General features: G+C 46.8%; 17 protein-coding genes. 5 read left to right on the forward strand and 12 right to left on the reverse strand.

What is annotated here, in order from left to right:
* Positions 1–59 precede the first annotated feature (59 nt).
* The 3 genes from sigZ to ACY2RR_RS17135 all read right to left on the reverse strand — a co-directional run bounded on the left by sigZ (position 60) and on the right by ACY2RR_RS17135 (position 1,637).
* Positions 60–605 carry an RNA polymerase sigma factor SigZ gene (sigZ, locus tag ACY2RR_RS17125; RefSeq protein ID WP_490109392.1) on the reverse strand — a complete coding sequence of 182 codons (546 nt, stop codon included), beginning with the start codon at positions 603–605 and terminating at the stop codon, positions 60–62.
* Positions 606–664: 59 nt separating this feature from the next.
* Positions 665–1,273, reverse strand: coding sequence for a hypothetical protein (locus tag ACY2RR_RS17130; protein ID WP_490109393.1), 609 nt, complete (start codon positions 1,271–1,273; stop codon positions 665–667).
* A gap of 67 nt (positions 1,274–1,340) precedes the next feature.
* The gene (locus ACY2RR_RS17135; RefSeq protein ID WP_490109562.1) at positions 1,341–1,637 is read right to left on the reverse strand and encodes an ArsR/SmtB family transcription factor; all 297 of its coding nucleotides are present in this window, start codon (positions 1,635–1,637) and stop codon (positions 1,341–1,343) included.
* 111 nt (positions 1,638–1,748) lie between these two features.
* Between ACY2RR_RS17135 and ACY2RR_RS17140 the strand changes: the two genes are divergently transcribed.
* The gene (locus ACY2RR_RS17140) at positions 1,749–2,663 is read left to right on the forward strand and encodes a permease (protein WP_490109394.1); all 915 of its coding nucleotides are present in this window, start codon (positions 1,749–1,751) and stop codon (positions 2,661–2,663) included.
* 57 nt (positions 2,664–2,720) lie between these two features.
* On the opposite strand, the gene ACY2RR_RS17145 is transcribed toward ACY2RR_RS17140, so the two are convergent.
* The 4 genes from ACY2RR_RS17145 to ACY2RR_RS17160 form a co-directional block, all read right to left on the reverse strand.
* A complete protein-coding gene (locus tag ACY2RR_RS17145) occupies positions 2,721–4,064 on the reverse strand; it encodes a uracil-xanthine permease family protein (RefSeq protein ID WP_490109395.1) in 1,344 nt (447 codons plus the stop codon).
* A 422-nt stretch (positions 4,065–4,486) separates the two neighbouring features.
* Entirely contained in the window at positions 4,487–5,386 is a 900-nt protein-coding gene (locus ACY2RR_RS17150) for a LysR family transcriptional regulator (protein WP_490109396.1), read from the reverse strand.
* Between the two features lie 77 nt (positions 5,387–5,463).
* Positions 5,464–6,126, reverse strand: a complete 663-nt coding sequence (locus tag ACY2RR_RS17155) for an XRE family transcriptional regulator (protein ID WP_490109397.1) — start codon at positions 6,124–6,126, stop codon at positions 5,464–5,466.
* A gap of 79 nt (positions 6,127–6,205) precedes the next feature.
* Positions 6,206–7,735: an AMP-binding protein gene (locus tag ACY2RR_RS17160; protein ID WP_490109398.1), complete on the reverse strand. Its 1,530-nt coding sequence runs from the start codon at positions 7,733–7,735 to the stop codon at positions 6,206–6,208.
* A 229-nt stretch (positions 7,736–7,964) separates the two neighbouring features.
* On the opposite strand from ACY2RR_RS17160, the gene ACY2RR_RS17165 reads away from it, so the two are divergent.
* A complete protein-coding gene (locus ACY2RR_RS17165) occupies positions 7,965–8,369 on the forward strand; it encodes a hypothetical protein (RefSeq protein ID WP_490109399.1) in 405 nt (134 codons plus the stop codon).
* Between the two features lie 4 nt (positions 8,370–8,373).
* Here ACY2RR_RS17165 and rimJ read toward each other — a convergent pair whose 3' ends face one another.
* The 5 genes from rimJ to ACY2RR_RS17190 form a co-directional block, all read right to left on the reverse strand.
* Positions 8,374–8,964, reverse strand: coding sequence for a ribosomal protein S5-alanine N-acetyltransferase (gene rimJ / locus ACY2RR_RS17170; RefSeq protein ID WP_490109400.1), 591 nt, complete (start codon positions 8,962–8,964; stop codon positions 8,374–8,376).
* A gap of 35 nt (positions 8,965–8,999) precedes the next feature.
* A complete protein-coding gene (locus ACY2RR_RS17175; RefSeq protein WP_490109401.1) occupies positions 9,000–9,461 on the reverse strand; it encodes a methyltransferase family protein in 462 nt (153 codons plus the stop codon).
* A 74-nt stretch (positions 9,462–9,535) separates the two neighbouring features.
* On the reverse strand, positions 9,536–10,777 hold the full coding sequence (locus tag ACY2RR_RS17180) for a hypothetical protein (RefSeq protein ID WP_490109402.1): 1,242 nt from the start codon (positions 10,775–10,777) through the stop codon (positions 9,536–9,538).
* A gap of 178 nt (positions 10,778–10,955) precedes the next feature.
* On the reverse strand, positions 10,956–11,315 hold the full coding sequence (locus ACY2RR_RS17185; RefSeq protein WP_490109403.1) for an SH3 domain-containing protein: 360 nt from the start codon (positions 11,313–11,315) through the stop codon (positions 10,956–10,958).
* A complete protein-coding gene (locus ACY2RR_RS17190) occupies positions 11,315–11,560 on the reverse strand; it encodes a DUF2164 domain-containing protein (RefSeq protein ID WP_490109404.1) in 246 nt (81 codons plus the stop codon). The genes ACY2RR_RS17185 and ACY2RR_RS17190 overlap by 1 nt, the downstream gene beginning before the upstream one ends.
* A 171-nt stretch (positions 11,561–11,731) precedes the next feature.
* Between ACY2RR_RS17190 and ACY2RR_RS17195 the strand changes: the two genes are divergently transcribed.
* From ACY2RR_RS17195 to ACY2RR_RS17205, 3 genes are all read left to right on the forward strand, one after another.
* Positions 11,732–12,427 (forward strand): TetR/AcrR family transcriptional regulator, encoded by a 696-nt coding sequence (locus tag ACY2RR_RS17195; protein WP_490109405.1) that lies wholly within the window; start codon positions 11,732–11,734, stop codon positions 12,425–12,427.
* A gap of 70 nt (positions 12,428–12,497) precedes the next feature.
* Positions 12,498–13,604 carry an efflux RND transporter periplasmic adaptor subunit gene (locus ACY2RR_RS17200; RefSeq protein ID WP_490109406.1) on the forward strand — a complete coding sequence of 369 codons (1,107 nt, stop codon included), beginning with the start codon at positions 12,498–12,500 and terminating at the stop codon, positions 13,602–13,604.
* Positions 13,605–13,606: 2 nt separating this feature from the next.
* On the forward strand, positions 13,607–16,675 hold the full coding sequence (locus tag ACY2RR_RS17205; protein ID WP_490109407.1) for an efflux RND transporter permease subunit: 3,069 nt from the start codon (positions 13,607–13,609) through the stop codon (positions 16,673–16,675).
* Positions 16,676–16,768 lie beyond the last annotated feature (93 nt).

The following is a 16,768-nucleotide window of genomic DNA, read 5'->3' on the forward strand; positions in this document are numbered from 1 at the left end:
CAGTGAATCATTTCACTCGCTTTACCCATAAGACGGAGAGCTAAAGAAAAAGACGAAAATTATTTACAGCTTTTGCAACTACTCGATTTCTGCTCGTAATCCATCAGGTTTCCCTGCTGATCAAAAGAGAAAGTGCAGCAGTTTTCATACAGCTTACGCAGTTGAGTTCTGCTTTTCTGCACTCGGGATTTTAGTGTGGAATAACTAATGCCGTGCTGTTCTGCGTATGCCTTTTGAGATACCCCTTCAATATCCACAGCCGTCAAAAGGTTCGCTGCATCAGCAGACAAGGAATCTATAAATGGCTTAACGCAATGTGCCAGCGCTTGTTTGGTATTTTGGTCGCTTTCATCAAACCAGAGATCTTCTGCTTTCAGGTTCTGGCCTTTGCCACTACGCCTGTAAAAGTCGATCACGGTTCTGTTAGCAACCTGAAACAACCAGGATTTAACACTGCTGCCGGATTTGACTGTATGCAGGTTTTCATAAGTTTTTATCAGGATGTCCTGCAGCAAATCGTCGACTTCTGCAGGGTTAGAAACCTTCGAATGCAGGAAGGCTTTAATACTGGCCTGATATTCAGACCAGATATTTTCGATATTCATAAGATGCCTTATGCCACACTTCTAGCTTGCCATTCAAACTCAAGGTTAAGTTCAGGCTTTTAGTCACGGTTGTATTCACGTCGCTCGTTAGTGTATTCAGCATTGGCGCCCAAAAGAGGTTTTGCGGCGAGATTGTCACACAGGTATTGAGCATATTCCGCCGCACAAGGGGCTCTGCGAATAGGAGAACTCTGATCATTCTTCTGGTCTACCTCAAAGAGTTCGACTTCGATAAGCCGGTCAAGAAACGGTGTAATGGCATTGGCCCCGAGGTGGTCAAGAGTCACATAACACAACCCCTGTTCGAGTGAGAACCTCGGAGAAGGGCATTGATCTTTCAGAATATAATCCCTGATCACTTCCCGAACATCTTTCTGCTCATCTTCGTTGAAAGAGGCTTTGATTTTATTGAGAAGTTTCACTGCCTTCCTGTTGATACCCATTTGTGCCAGTACAAGGTTGGCGTTAACAGGAACAACATCTGCGTCTCTATTTCCTAGCTGAACATCGCCAGCTTTAGAGTGCTCTTCTGAAGCCTCTTCAAAATATTTTTCTACAGATGAGTTTACGGCATCTGAAGCGACTTTCTCTGTGGTAAACCCGGCGGTGTCAGAACGATATCCCATTCCATAGGCGGCAGCTTCCATAACAGTTTCTCCGGAATTCATTGATAAAGCCCTTTATCCTGCCAAAGCGTCTGAGCTTTATAACTAACACTGCCGTTACCTATGCTGACTACTCACCGCCAGTATCAGCGCAGCATTCGTCCTGCAAAAAGCAAACTACAGACTCGAGTTTTCCATAATCTGCAACACAGTAAAGTGTCCGCCCTTCCCTTCGCTGGCTGATCAGGCCAGCCGAAGCCAGACTGGAGAGGTGGTGAGAAAGTGTAGAACCGGGAATACCCAGCTCTTCCTGCACCACGCCCACAGCTAATCCCTGATGCCCCGATTTCACCAGCCGTTTAAAAATAGCCAGCCGGGTTGGATGCCCCAGTTCTTTCAGGGCTTTCGCTATATCATCCAGCTTCATCACAGATACCGCTCAAAAATATATTTCGATATTAATAGAAATATATTGACCAGGCCAGAGTTCATCTTTTATATTTCGACAATTCTGGAAATATAGATATGGAGTCAGGCGATGTCTATTACACCCGATATGATCAGAGAAACACTGGATATGTTTGTGTTTCTCGCCGTAGAACTTACAGTGCTCTTCCTCGCCATCAGCTACTTTGTTGGCGTATTGCAGGAATATATTCCTCCGCAGAAAATTCAGAGCATTCTGAGTAGTAAGAACGGTAAGGGCTATCTTGTTGCTGGTTTTCTGGGAGCAATCACTCCGTTCTGTTCCTGCTCAACCATTCCGTTCCTGAAAGGTTTGCTGAGAGCGAAAGCAGGATTTGGAACCATGATGGTGTTCCTGTTTGCCAGCCCACTACTTAACCCCATTATTATCGGGTTGTTTGCCGCCACCTTTGGTTTACAGGTCACTGTCTTCTACTTTGTGATAGCCATGGGCGTTTCTATTGTTGCTGGCTATGCTCTGGAGAAAATCGGCTTCGAACAGTATGTAAGGAAAGAAGCTTATGAAGAGCCAGTGCAGAAGAAGTGTGGTTCCGGCTGCTCCGGCAAGGCTGCACCAGTAAACAAGTGGCTGAAAATCTGGAACAGCACCTGGAAAGATTTTAAGAAGGTTCTTCCTTACCTGATGGCAGGTATTGGTGTTGGCTCTATGATCTACGGTTTCATGCCTACCGAGTTTGTAGCCAGTGTTGCCAGCGACAGCAACCCTTTCGCAATTCCTGTTGCAGCGGTTATCGGTATTCCTCTGTACATCCGCGCCGAAGCAGTAATTCCTCTAAGTGCGGCTCTGGCAGCAAAAGGTATGGGACTTGGTGCAGTTATGGCTTTGATTATTGGCAGTGCCGGTGCCAGCCTGACAGAAGTGGTTCTGCTGAAATCCATTTTCAAGAACCAGATGATTGCAGCATTTCTTACAGTCATTCTAGGTATGGCGATTGGAGCAGGTTTCCTTTACAGCTATATGTTCTAACAGCAACCTCAATAAAAAAGGCCATCTTTCGCTGGCCTTTTTCATGCTCATCAATCTTTATTCAGTAACCGCCTCAGGGCGAGGAGCTTTATAACCAGTCATTGAAGTGACTTTGGCTTCACCACCTGGCAGCACAAGGTTAGCAATAACCGTCACGATAGCTCCCAGGGCAATACCGTTGCCACAGATAGTCTGCAGCATTGGAGGAACCTGAGAAACAATATCAGGGCGATAAGTTACTGTCAGGCCTGCAGCAATACCCAGCGTTAATACCATTGTGTTTCGGCGACTGAAATCAATCTCCTTGATCATGCTGATACCGCCAGCCACGATCATACCGAACATAATCAGTCCTGCACCGCCCATAACAGGCTGGGGAACACTGGCAATGAGCGCACCGAACTTGGGCAGCAAACCGCCCAAAATCAAAATTCCCCCGGCAGTGGCCACAACAAAGCGGCTGGCAACACCTGTTACCCGAACAACACCAATGTTCTGACTGAACGACGATGTTGCAACACTGTTGAAGACGCCTGCCAAAGCGCTGTTCAAACCTTCCCAACGGATACCGGATGCCAATTTTTCATCATCAAGCTCTGCATCACAGGCTTCGGACAAAGCCAGAAAGTCACCAATAGATTCCACCATAGATACTATGTAGCCAACACACATAGCTACGATGGCTCCAGCATGAAACTCAATTCCAAAAAACATAGGGTTGGGAACGGAGAGGAACGATGCTTGAGAGACTGCGGAAAGATCCAATCGTCCCATGGCAAACCAAACCATATAGCCCACGAAAAGCCCTAAAAGAATTGCGGCAGCAGAAGTGAACCCTTTGAAGTACTGGTTAAAGAAAACGATGACGCAGAGAACCAACAAGCCCACGCACACATTCACAAGGCTGCCGTAGTCTTCCGCTCCATAGCCACCTCCCAACCAGTCCACTGCTACAGGGAAAATAGTCATACCGATTAAGCAGACCACTGTGCCTGTTACCACAGGCGGAAACAGTTTTCTGATTTGGGGCATGAAAAAGCTCATGGCAATTTCAAATAAGCCACCAACTATCGTTGCTCCGATGACGGCACCAAAGCCATATTGAAAGCCTATAGATATAGCAATACTGACAAAAACAAAGCTGGTGCCCTGAACAACCGGCATTTTGGCACCCAGGTTCACCGGGCCAAGACCAAGAGCCTGAACAACGGTACCTATGCCAGACATCAACATGGCAGCATTTACAAGGATCACTGTTTCTTCAACGGAAAAACCCAGAACAGCAGCAATAACCAGCGGCGCGCCAATTATCCCCGGCAAAGCAGAAAGGAGGTGTTGAAAACCAAGCAGAAGGTTTTGTCCCAGAGGGGGGCGGTCGTTCAGTTTATAAAAAAGATCCATAGCTTTCCCGTTACAGCACAATTCAAAGTTATCAGTGCTGAGCCATTCCCCTGGGCAACTACGCTCTATCGTTATGAGACGTTATTTAGATAGACCTATACAACAGACGTTGCCTTTTAAGGTGCCTGACTCTCTTGTTTTCTATCTTTTTGATCTTTGCTTTCAGTGGCAGGATTTATGAAGTCCTGTTTGTATTACACCTGTCACAGGAATTATTTATTTGATTTAAATCATCTGCGTAATACGAAGTGCTGTGAATACACGGGGAAAAGTAAGCAACATATAAATCATTTGTATTGATTATTGCTGACTTGTGGTTTGAATCGGTAAATATAAAGCCGCACTATCAACTGCCAGTTTGATAGATCAAACAGAGAATTTGAATTATCAAAAGCATTTTGATCGACCAACAGGGACAACAGTTAAGAAAAATACTCTTTAACTATTTTAATCAAACGTTCACTTGCGGGACTTCTAGATCGTCCTGCCAGTTCAGTAATGCTTACTTCGTGCTTAATGTTTAACCCATTAATATCCAGATAAAGAAAATCGCCAGAATCTCGTAACATTTCCAGTTCTGGTTCTGGTGCAGCCAACCAGGCATCACTCTTTGAAATTATTCTCAGCAAAGTCCGGTAATCGCTGCACATAACCTGAGGTTTAATATCAATCTCTTCTTTGGTTAGCTGCCTTACATATTGGTTGAATGGGTGAGTTGCAGAGAGGTAGGTGGCAGCAACTGCCGGATATTCCATCAAGTGAGACGGGCTTAAATTGTCAGTGGTTGTCAGTGGATGACCTTTACGCACTGCAATCCGAACAGGAATATGTTTTAGCGGAGTAACAAGAAACTCAGGATCATCTTCATAACTGCCACTTCCTGAAATCAGCAAATCTGCACGACAACTACTAAGCAGTTCTATGGCTTCAACCGGTGTCACTTCATCAACGATAACTCTTACACCGGGATATTGGGAAAAGAACTCAGCCAAGGGTTCCTGCAACGCATAAGTTTTAATACCCCGCCCCACCAGAATGTAGAGCTCACCTTCATCAAGATTCTGGTAAATGTGGGCTTCCCTTTCCAACTCCTGAACATCCTGCAAAATCTTTTCGCTGGAGCTGAGAATGCTCTGGCAGAACTCTGTGGGAGCCATTCCGGATTTCGTGCGATCAAACAGTTTCACTCCCAACCCATCTTCAAGGTTTCGCAAACTGCGGGTTAATGCCGAATGGGTCAGGTGCAAAGCATCAGAAGCACTGTGCAGCGAACCATACCGTGCAATAGCCTGCATATGCTGGAGCTGTTTCAGGGTGATCATTGAGTGCCGGAATTCCAGTTCTTGTTATTACACCAACGTTCCCACAGATTCCCGCGGTAAGAAAGGTCTTGTGCGCTCTAAACCGAACGAGCGCACCACACTATCCGCCCAACAACAGGATTATCGTCCCGCTCATGTGCCGCAAACACCCAGCTTGGGTATTCGGGGTTATCACTGGTGATCTGCAACTCATTGTTGCGCATAGACTTCAGCCGCTTTGCCATCAGGCCATCTTCTGTATGCAGAAGATAGAGACCTTCGCCCTGAACAGTCTTACGAGAAATATCCACCAACACACGATCACCATCATGCAGTGTGGGATACATGCTGTTTCCGCGAATGCTTACAAACGCAAGATTGTCACCAGATACTCCAAGCTGACTGGAAAGGAAAGACTTGGTGAAAGCAAAGTAATCATTGATATCTTCTGCCTGCACCTCGGCCCCCATTCCCGCACTGGCCTGCACATCAAACATTGGCGCATAAACCAGGTCTTTATCCGGAGCTGAACCGGCAGGCTGGGAACCGTCGTTTTGTTCACCGGTAAGAAGCCAGGTGATGTCAACCCGAAACTCTTCATAAAGAGATTCGAGATATGCCATAGAAGGGCGGCTCACGCCACGGCAGATTTTATAAATATGGGACGCGGACTTACCAGTCAGCTCGGCGAACTGCTTTCTATTGCCCTGGGCAAGCTGATCGACGACAAGCTGAAAACGGCGGGCAAAAGCACTGGCCATAAAACGCTCTTGGTTACTTCAAAAATGGGATTATATCCCGCTTTTGAAGTAACTGTATCCGCCCAATTTAGGGAGTAATTTATGTGTAACGTTTGCGAATAGCCACCTTGTCGATCTTACCAACCGCAGTGACCGGAATTTCACTCACGAAGTTCATGCTGCGGGCTATCTTGTAACTACCAAGGTACTGACGACAATGAGTGGTTAATTCATCTTCGTTAACTTCAATCCCGGGTTTTAAAACAATCTCTGCGTGAACAACTTCGCCCCATTTCTTATCGGGCAAACCAACAACAGCACACTGGGCAACTGCCGTATGCAGGCAGATCACATTCTCCACCTCCAGAGAGTAAATGTTTTCCCCTCCGGAAATAATCATATCTTTCACCCGGTCCACAATATAAAGATAACCATCTTCAGAGAGGTAACCGGCATCACCTGTTAGCAGCCATTCCCCTTTCATGGCTTCAGCGGTTTGCTCAGGATTGTTCCAGTATTTCACCATACGATGTTCGCCACGAAGGGCTATCTCGCCGATCTCTCCAGCTGGCAAACGCTCGCCATCCTGATTACGGATTTCAATATCAACACCGAGGCAGGCACGCCCTGCTGAACGGGTTCGTCCTAATGAGCGCCCTTTTTCTGTATGGTCACAGTTGTGTAGGAAGGTTGCAGGAACGCATTCTGTTTGCCCGTAAATCTGCATAAAGCTGGCCCAGGGCATTTTCTCCTGCAGGTTTTGCAGCAGAGTTTCATCAATTGGAGACGCGCCGTAAGCAATGTGCCGCAGGCAGGTCATATCGTGATCGTTAAATGTTGGCTGCTCAATCAACATTTTGAGCATGGTAGGAACCATAAACACATGCTCAACATAATGACGGGCAATCAGTTCAAGAATAACGTCAGGCTCAAAGCGCGCAGAAACAATAATGGTGTTACCAGCCAACAGGTTGGCACTGCACACACTGATCCCTGCAATATGGAACAACGGCGCGGCCAGGCAGGTTGTCCCCCGAAGGAATAACCTTTCTGCCATAACTACGGTCATAGCCGAGATATGTCCCTTATGGGAATGGGCAACACCTTTGCCTTTACCAGTTGTTCCACCGGTGTAGTTGAGGAAGGCAATATCAGAACCACCACCAGACTGATCTTCAATCGCTTCCGCCTTTTCAATCAACTTATTGAAATACAGAACGTCTTCACCAACGTTTTCATTTTCCCCAACATAAATCAGGGTATGGAGAGATGGGCACTGCTTTCTCAGTGCAACGCCCATTGGCAGAAAAAGATCATCCACAACCAGAACCGAAGCACTGCAGTCATCTATAGAAGCCGCAAGTTCATGGGCTGACCAGCGCATATTCAAATAGTTGGGAATAAAGCCACCCCAGGATGCTCCGTAAAAACAGGTAATAGCCCGATCACAGTTAAGGGTCAAAATACCAACACGACTTTCACACTCCAGCCCAAGGCCTGTCAGCGCTCCGGCAAACTTTGAGACAAGCAGGTGAAGCTCACTATAAGTGGTGATGCGATCTTCAAAAACCAGAGCAGCTTTTTCACCGTACATAGATACGCCACGGTGCAGGCATTCCGTGAAGGACATAAGTTTTCCTTTTACTTTCTTATTTTTATTTTTGTAGTTGTGCCGGAGATTGGCCCCAAGACACAGATCCTTTAATACAGAAATATAAAGAGATGAGGGAGAAAGGTAATAACCAAAACACACAACCGGCTTATCCATTTGTGTTCTGTCTTTATGACTTGGCTACATGTTCACACAACTCTATGCTGTTAATATTCCAGCGTTACAACTGCCAGACAAAGGATGATGCATGAACACTGCAGTTAACTCCCGGTTCCTTGGAGATATGAAAAACCTTCTGTGTTTCGGCCTTATCTCGGCATTTCTTACGGGTTGTTCACTGCTGCCGGAAAGAGAGCCCCATCTCAATGTTTATGCTAACGGGCGACCTTCCGGCCATGTATGGGCAACTGCTCTCTATCCGAATTCTGATCAAAAGGTTGTTGGCGGCGAGGTGGTGATGAAAGATGAGATGGGCACCATTCGAAAGAGAGCCGTGCTGGACAGCAGGGGAGCAGTTATATTTCGTTTCCCCAGCAATGCCAGTCATGTGGATATTATTGTGACTGCTCCTGATGGCATGACTGGTGATGACCGGGTTGAACGCCACGAAGTTTATCGTGAAACAAACTGCAGAATTATGCCCGGCTGCTAATCCTTTATATCGGTTGTGGGTTGAGCAGTGCAGTCAAAACATGGTCTTCCCACTCGCCGGCAATTTTCAGGTAATCCCGGGCATAACCTTCTTTCTCAAACCCTAACCGTTTCAAAAGTGCACCACTGCGCTGGTTCGCCGGCATATAGTTCGCCATCACCCGGTGCATACCCATTTCATTAAACATGAAATTGATACCCGCTTTAGCGGCTTCATACATATACCCCTGCCCCTGATACTTTCCGGCAATGGCATAACCAAGATGACAGGCCTGAAAAACTCCGCGGGTAATATTGTTGAAATTGCAGGTGCCAATTACTTCTGTGCGTTCTTTATCAAAGATCACAAACTTCACAGCACTACCTTCCAGTAGAAACAGCCGGTTTTCCTGCAATGTATTGTGCCAGTGTTCAATGGTGTAGAACTCAGCGCTACGCTCAGGTTCCCATTGAGACAAGTGCTCTAAATTGTCTTCGTAAAAGTTAAGAACAAGCTGGGCATCTGATTCTGTACACACCTCCAGGATTAATCTTTCTGTATGGATAACCGGGAGCTGTGTAATGCGAAAGGATTGCGTTTTACTTGCAGAAACCATAGATGCCTGAAACTTTTAACGAACTTTTGAAAACCTCATAACCAGCGCGAAACCTGCTTGCGATAGGTTTCAAAGTCAATACCGAAAAGTTCATTCAGCGCTCGCTCTTCGGGGATAATCTGAAAACGAGTCATATACAGCACAAACCCAATAACTATTGCCAGCGAATAAAGGTTAGCCAGGAACAGCCCCCAGCCAGTCAGGGCAAGAGCCATTCCTACGTACATCGGATTACGGGTACGCTGATAAATACCAGAAGACACCAGCGAAGAACTGGATTCTGGCTTCATAGGATTAACTGTTGTCTGTGCACTCTGGAAAGATCTCACACCAGCCACAGCAATGCTGATACCGGCCAGCAGGAAAAGCCCCAGAAGAAACATACGAACCGGCTCTGAGAGAAGAAAGCCATTAGAAATCAGTGAGATTCCCCACATAACCACACCAGCAACAATCACCAGCGCGACTGGAGGAACTTTTAATTCGAGTGAATTCATTGTTTTTCTTTTTATTAAAATTAAATCCTGAGAAGTATCTTACTTGCCCCTTATGCAAAACAAAACATGAGTCCCTAATTCCAGTTCTGTGAGAGCCACGCCTGAACCTCCGCATCATAAATCTGAGCGGTTCGGCTAAATGGATAGAGTGAATTAAAAGCAGCATGCTCAACCCTTCCGATAGCAATAGAGGTCATAAATGACGCCAGACTCAGGGAGAAATGGTTTGCCCACCGAGGCACATAGTGCTGTTTGTATGGATTAGCACCCTCCCCCGTTCGAGAATTTATTTCTATGACTCCGGTTTTTTCAAAGTTCAGAGTCAGGTTTCTATCAACCGGCACACCATGATTACCCTGAATGCTGTTATCGGGGCTTACTATGAGTTGTTTACTGGTTTCTTGATCCACTGAGAGACTGGCCTGTTCCCTAATAAAGTCAGCAACGCGGTTCAAAACATCGACAGAAAAAACAGTATGAATATTGTCGTAAACACTCTCTTCTGACAAAGACAGATGATCATTCTGTGGTTGATTCAATATTAATTCAGACTCAATAGCCCCAAGTTCCCGATTTATGAAAAATCTGAAGTTCTTCGTTTTGTCTTCTTTATTCTCCAGAATCTCAAACCTGAGTTGAGAAGCCTGAATGTCATCCAGCCCTGTAGCTATTCTCCCCAAGGCCGAGCTTGAGTTAATCACAAAGGATCCGTTTATCCGACTCAGCCTGACGTTCGTTGTGAGTTTGTTTTCACCCTCTTCAACTTCTGCACTGGCCAGAAGAACTTTTCCATCATCCCCCGAAATAGTTATTCGTCTTCTAAGAGGTTGCTCTGGCTGACCAAGCTTCGCCTGTTTGAAGAGCAGGGTTCCTGCCCCCAAACTTAAAGCTACAGCAGCAAACTCCGTCTTTGCTGCATAAGGGTGACGGGATAAAAGAGTGAGTAAACCTACTTCACTGAAAACAGACCATAAACCCACTTCTTTGTAACTCTTCCAGAGCCCTCTGGACAGATTTACAAAGAATAAAACTGCGGGAGAAAGCCCCCCAAAAATGTATGCCGCCTTTCCAGCCGGGTGTGCTGGCATACGGTCGTTATTCTTGTAAACACCATAGGTTGCGGCACCATCCAACCCAATCGCTGAGGCCGCAAGTGCCTGCTGAGAAAAAAACCACCACCACTCTTTGGCACCAACCCCTTCAAATATAATTGCCCGGTTTCCCAGGTCGAACACCAGCCCTTCATCAGAGCTATAAGCCGACACCCATGATTTGCTCTGAACTCCTGTTTGTTCTTCTTCCTGAGCAAAGGACAAGCATGTTCCCCACAGACAGAAGGACGAAATCATAAAAGTCCAAAACCATTGTTTAACCGGAAGTGAAATTTTTTCTTTTGCTTGGTATAAGCTCATTGGCACCGGAGGCATTGCTAATAGGGCTGGGAGAGAAGTTATAGCCCTTCCCCCCAAATAACCAAGCTCCGGTTTCAGGAAGTTACAAAACGCGAATATTTTTGACAGGTATCCAGCCTGGCTCTCCACCAGCCTTTCTCACCCAACACCATTCATTGAGCGTATAGACAAGTTCTAACTCTTCTCCTTGAGTTACATTTAATTCCCGGGCGATATAGTTTTCCGTTGCCTGAGCTTTGTTTTCATTCGATGGTTTGTCCCCACATAGTCGCAGAAACTGTTCCGGAGCCCAGCCCTGGTTACCATCATCCGTTTCTACCCAGATCCAGCCAGGATACTCATCATCCCTGCGTCCGGCTCTCAGTGTATCTCCTTTGGAAAACTGAATAGGGTTGGGATAGGTGGAGACATGGTCAGCAATAACAACTGCCTTTTCTGTCATCACTTCACCTGCTGCTCTATGCCATATATGTCATCCCGAACACTTTCCATTCGTTCTTCCATAACATTCAGGGCGTCATAAAGCCCTTTGTTGTAAAACCTTGGCCCAATTTCCTCTGCAAAAAAATCCAGTAGAAATTCAGCATCGAACTGCCCGATTTCCTGATCCAGTTCCTCCCGGAAGTAGATCTTGATCTTTTGGGCTATAACCTCTTTCTCTTCACGGGAAAACTTGATGTCTGGCATTAACGGCTCCTTTACGTACATATCCGCATCCCATACCACAAGGGGTAAGAGTAAGCTCCGCACAAATTCCGAATATCATTCGAAAACAATTCGAAAACAATTCCAGCCTTGCTCGATGGTATTCCCTTGCCCTCTTAAAAGGGCCCAAAGCTTTTCACAGTAGTTATACAAATGACGAAACAGCAGAAACGCTTACAACGGGAAAACGACATTATCTCAGCTACCATGACGTTGCTGGAAGACTGCAGTTTTCTCGAACTCAAAATGTCTGAGGTGGCTAGAGCATCAGAGTGTTCCATGGGCGCTATTTACTCTCACTTCTCCAGCAAAGAAGACCTCCTGATTGGCTGTACAACGCTGATTTTGCAGGAACGAATTTCCTCTCTCTCCAGCATTCTGGAATCTGATAAACCAGCTCTCGATAAAACAGTTATAACCTCTTTCTTCCTTTGGAGGGAGAACCACTGTAAGCCAAAACATTACCTGCTGCAGCAGTTCTCATGGAACGCATCTGTTTGGAAAAGAGCATCAGAAGCCAGGCTTCATACATTAAAGAAACTGGGTGAATCATTTGAAGACAGTATTCAAAGGCTGACCAAAGACATCTTAAAAGCTAGCTCCGAAATCGATGTAACAGATGAGTTGGCAGCAGAATTTCATATGAGTTTTCTCGCTCTTACATCCGGCCTTTTTCAACTGAAAGAAACTGGTTTGGGTATTTTCAAAAAGGCTATAGGTGAAGATGATGGCAAAGAGATGCTCATCAACTCTACTCAGCGATTCCTGGACGGCTGGGGAATCACCCACCCGAACATTGCCGCACATTTGAGGCAGCTGTATCAGGAAGTCTGTCTACTTTCTCCCTAGACATTTATCAGGGCCACCCTCCCCCGGTTCGGCTCTTCATCATTTATTCATTACGACCCTGGATAAACCCATGATTGTGTATTCCTTCCCAAAAACAGCTGTTGCTGGCATTGCCGCTGTTTTTATGGGATTCCTGCTGGCAGGTTGCAGTGAGCCCGAACAGAAAGTTCAAAGTGAAGTTATTCGCCCGGTTAAACTTCTAAGAGTCGTAGATACCGGCCTTAAAGATGAGCGACGTTTTCCTGCGACAGTCCACTCAACAGAAGAATCACTGATTTCATTCCGTATCTCCGGTGAGCTGGTTAAGTTCCCTGTGAAAACCGCACAGGAAGTAAAAGCCGGGCAGCTGCTCGCCCAGTTAGATGACCGCGATATCAAGAATGAACTGGATCAACGCCAGGCCGACTACGATCTGGCAGAGGTTAACTTTAAACGCATCAAATCACTGCGAGAGAAAAAGGTTATCTCCCAGTCTGATCTGGATACTGCCAGCGCTAACCTGAAGTCTGCAAAGGCAGCTCTAGGTCTGGCAAAAGACAAGTTGAAATATACAACGCTGACCGCACCATTTGACGGTCGTATTGCCCGCACTGATGTTGAAAATCACCAATATGTGCAAGCCCAGCAGACAATCCTACTGCTCCAGAACAGCCAGACTCTGGATATCAGTATTCAGGTCCCTGAAAACCTCATGACCAAGGCTCAAAAAGATGCCGCTAACTCTGGTTACCAACCTTACATCACCTTCGCCAGCGATCATCTAAATACCTATCCTGTGACTTACAAGGAGCATGACACAGCAGTCACTCCCGGCACTCAGGCCTATGAAGTGACCTTCACCATGCCAGTTCCTAAAAACATTAATGTTTATCCAGGCATGGGGGCCACTCTTTACATAGATATGAACAAGATTTCCGGTAAGCAGGCGCAGTCATCGTTCATTGTTCCCCCAACAGCTGTGCTGGTTGATGACAAAAGCGGCCTCAAGCAGGCATGGGTCTACGATGCCAGCACTGGAACGGTGAAATCTGTAGAAGTCACTGTTGGCCGCCTGACTCAGGAAGGTCTGGTCGTTTTGTCCGGTTTACAGGATGGTGATCAGGTTGTGACTGCTGGCCTGAGTCGTCTTCGCCCGAATATGAAAGTTAAGCCCCTGGTTCGTGAAAGGGGTCTGTAAGAATGAATATTGCTGAATGCTCTCTTAACAACAAAGTCATAAGCTGGCTGCTTGTTGTGCTGCTTCTGGTTGGCGGAGGCGTATCATTCACCAAATTGGGACAATTGGAATTCCCGGAATTTCCCATTCCTCAGGCGATGGTTATTACCCAGTATCCGGGTGCATCACCTGAGCAAGTTGAAGAAGAGGTAACGGTACCTCTGGAGCGAGCCATACGACAGCTTGAGTATGTTGATACCATCGACTCTATCTCAAGTGCTAGCGTTTCCCAGATCACTATTGAGCTGCTGGACAGTGCAACACCTGCCATGCACCCTCAAATCTGGGATGAACTGCGCAGAAAGGTCAACGACCTGCAGGCTTCACTACCATCAGGCGTGATTAAATCTGTCGTTAATGATGAGTTCAGTGATGTGTACGGTGTTCTGTATAACATTAGCGGTGAAGGTTATAGCTATAGGGATTTTGAAAACTACGCCGATTTCCTGCGCCGGGAGCTGTCCCTGATTCCAGGTGTTAAAAAGGTAAGCCTGGCCGGTATCGTAAATCAGGAAGTAGTCGTTGAAATTTCCCAGGAAAAGCTCAAGTCCCTCAACCTCAATCCAAGCTGGATCTACGGCCTTATCCAGAACCAGAATGTTGTTTCTAACGCTGGTAAAATGTTGATTGATGGTCAGTCTATTCGTGTTCACCCAACCGGTGAATTCAAGGATGTTAAAGAACTCGAAGAACTGATTGTCAGCTCTTCGGGCAGCACTGAACTGATTCGTCTGGGAGATATCGCCAAGGTCTACAAGGACTTTGATGAAACCCCATCCAACCTGTATCAAAGCAACGGCGAAAACGCACTCTCTCTGGGTATCTCTTTCTCCAAAGGAGTTAATGTTGTTGATGTTGGTAAAGCAATTAATACCCGACTGGCAGAGCTGGAAGCAGATCGCCCAGTAGGGATGGAACTGACAACTGTTTACAACCAGTCTGCCACGGTAGAAGAGTCCGTTGCCGGATTCCTTGTAAACCTGGTTGAATCCGTACTGATTGTTATTGTTGTTCTGCTGTTTGCTATGGGGGTGCGCTCAGGGTTGTTGATGGGCGGTATTCTGCTACTGACAATCTTCGGTACTTTTATTGGCATGTACATGCTGGATATCCAGCTTCAGCTGATATCTCTGGGAGCCTTGATTATCGCCCTCGGGATGTTAGTGGATAATGCCATTGTGATAACCGAAGGGGTATTGATTGGCCTGCAGCGTGGCAATACCAAACTGGAGTCCATCAAGCAGGTTGTTACCCATAACCAGTGGCCACTGTTCGGTGCAACGGTAATTGCCATCATGGCTTTCGCACCAATCGGTCTGTCCAAGGATACCACCGGTTACTTCCTGGTTTCTCTGTTTCAGGTTCTGCTGATCTCTCTGATACTCAGCTGGTTGTTGGCTATTACTCTGACTCCGTTCTTCTGTGATCTGTTCTTTGATGATCCAAAAGAAGCGATGGTTGGCGAAGAGTCTGACCCTTATAAAGGGGTGATGTTTGTCGTTTATCGCAAACTGCTGACAGCGGCTCTGAAACATCGCATTATCACCATAGCTCTGACTGTTGGAGCTTTGAGTCTGGCGATCTTCGGCTTCACTCAAATCAAGCAGGCTTTCTTCCCACCTTCCAACACGCCGATCTTCTTTGTTGATCTGCGCATGCAGGAAGGCACCGATATTCGCCAGACTGAAAAAGAGATGGCCGATATCGAGAAGCTGGTTCAGGACCTTGATGGCGTGGTTAATGTTACGACCGTTATTGGTCGTGGTGCGCAGCGTTTTGTACTGACCTACTCTCCAGAGAAGTCTTACAGCAGCTATGCCCAGTTAATTGTAGAAGCCGAGAGTCTCGAAGCTATCGAGAAGCTTGCTCCACAAATCAACGGCATGCTGGATCAGCGTCCGGAAGTGGAATATCTGACCAAGCTACTGCAGGTTGGCCCATCTCCTATCGCTAATATCGAAGCCCGCTTCTATGGCCCAGACCCGAAAGTGCTGCGTGAACTCGGAGCCCAGGCGGTTGCCATTATGGAAGCAGAGCCTTCTGCAACCGGTATTCGTCATTCCTGGCGTGAGAAGGTCAACATTGTTCGTCCCCAGTTGAATGAAGCGGCTGCCCGTCGAAGTGGTATCTCCAAGCAGTCTCTGGACGAAGCGATGCTGGTTAACTTCGACGGTAAAGCTGTGGGTACATACCGTGAAGGCAGCCACCTGATGTCTATCATGGCTCGCGCACCAGAACAGGAGCGTCTGAACGCTGACAGCATTGCAGATCTGCAGGTATGGAGTACTGAACGTAACGCTTTCGTACCTGTATCCCAGGCGGTTGAAGGTTTCAGCTCCGAAGTTGAAAACCAGCTGATTGTTCGTCGAAATCTGAAGCGTGTGTTAACTGTTTATGCCGATGCTATTCCAATGAGTGGTGACACTCCGGAAGCTGTTCGTCGCAGACTGGCAGGCAAAATTGAAGGTATGGAGCTTCCTCCGGGCTACTCCATGGAATGGGGTGGTGAGTTTGAAATGTCTGGCGACGCCAAAGGCAGCCTGTTTGCTTCCCTGCCAATGGGTTACCTGACTATGTTCCTGATCACAGTCTTCCTGTTCGGAACCATTCGTCAGTCTCTGGCTATCTGGTTCACAGTTCCTCTGGGCGTAATCGGTGTTGCTGCAGGTCTGATCCTGTTCAATATGCCATTTACCTTTACTGCGCTGCTGGGAATGCTCAGTCTCTCGGGCATGCTGGTGAAGAACGGTATTGTACTGGTTGAACAGATCAATATTGATGCCAAGCGGGATATCACTATTCAGCAGGCCATTCTGGAAGCCTGCGTCAGCCGTGTTCGCCCTGTATGCATGGCGGCTCTGACAACCATGCTGGGTATGATTCCGCTGATCTTCGATGCCTTCTTCGGCTCCATGGCTGTGGCTATTGTATTCGGCCTTGGTTTTGCCTCGATCCTGACCCTTGTGGTGCTGCCTGTGGCTTATGCTCTGCTGTACCGCATTCGGTTTGATGGCAAGGAAATGTCTGCTTAATTCAGCTCTATACTGAAAACAGCATGACAATAACGGGCGCTTTGTAAGCGCCCGTTATTTTTTGTTTACAGCATGAACTAATAAAACTTCACT

The sequence above is a fragment of the Parendozoicomonas sp. 2304DJ65-17 genome, from assembly GCF_058148445.1.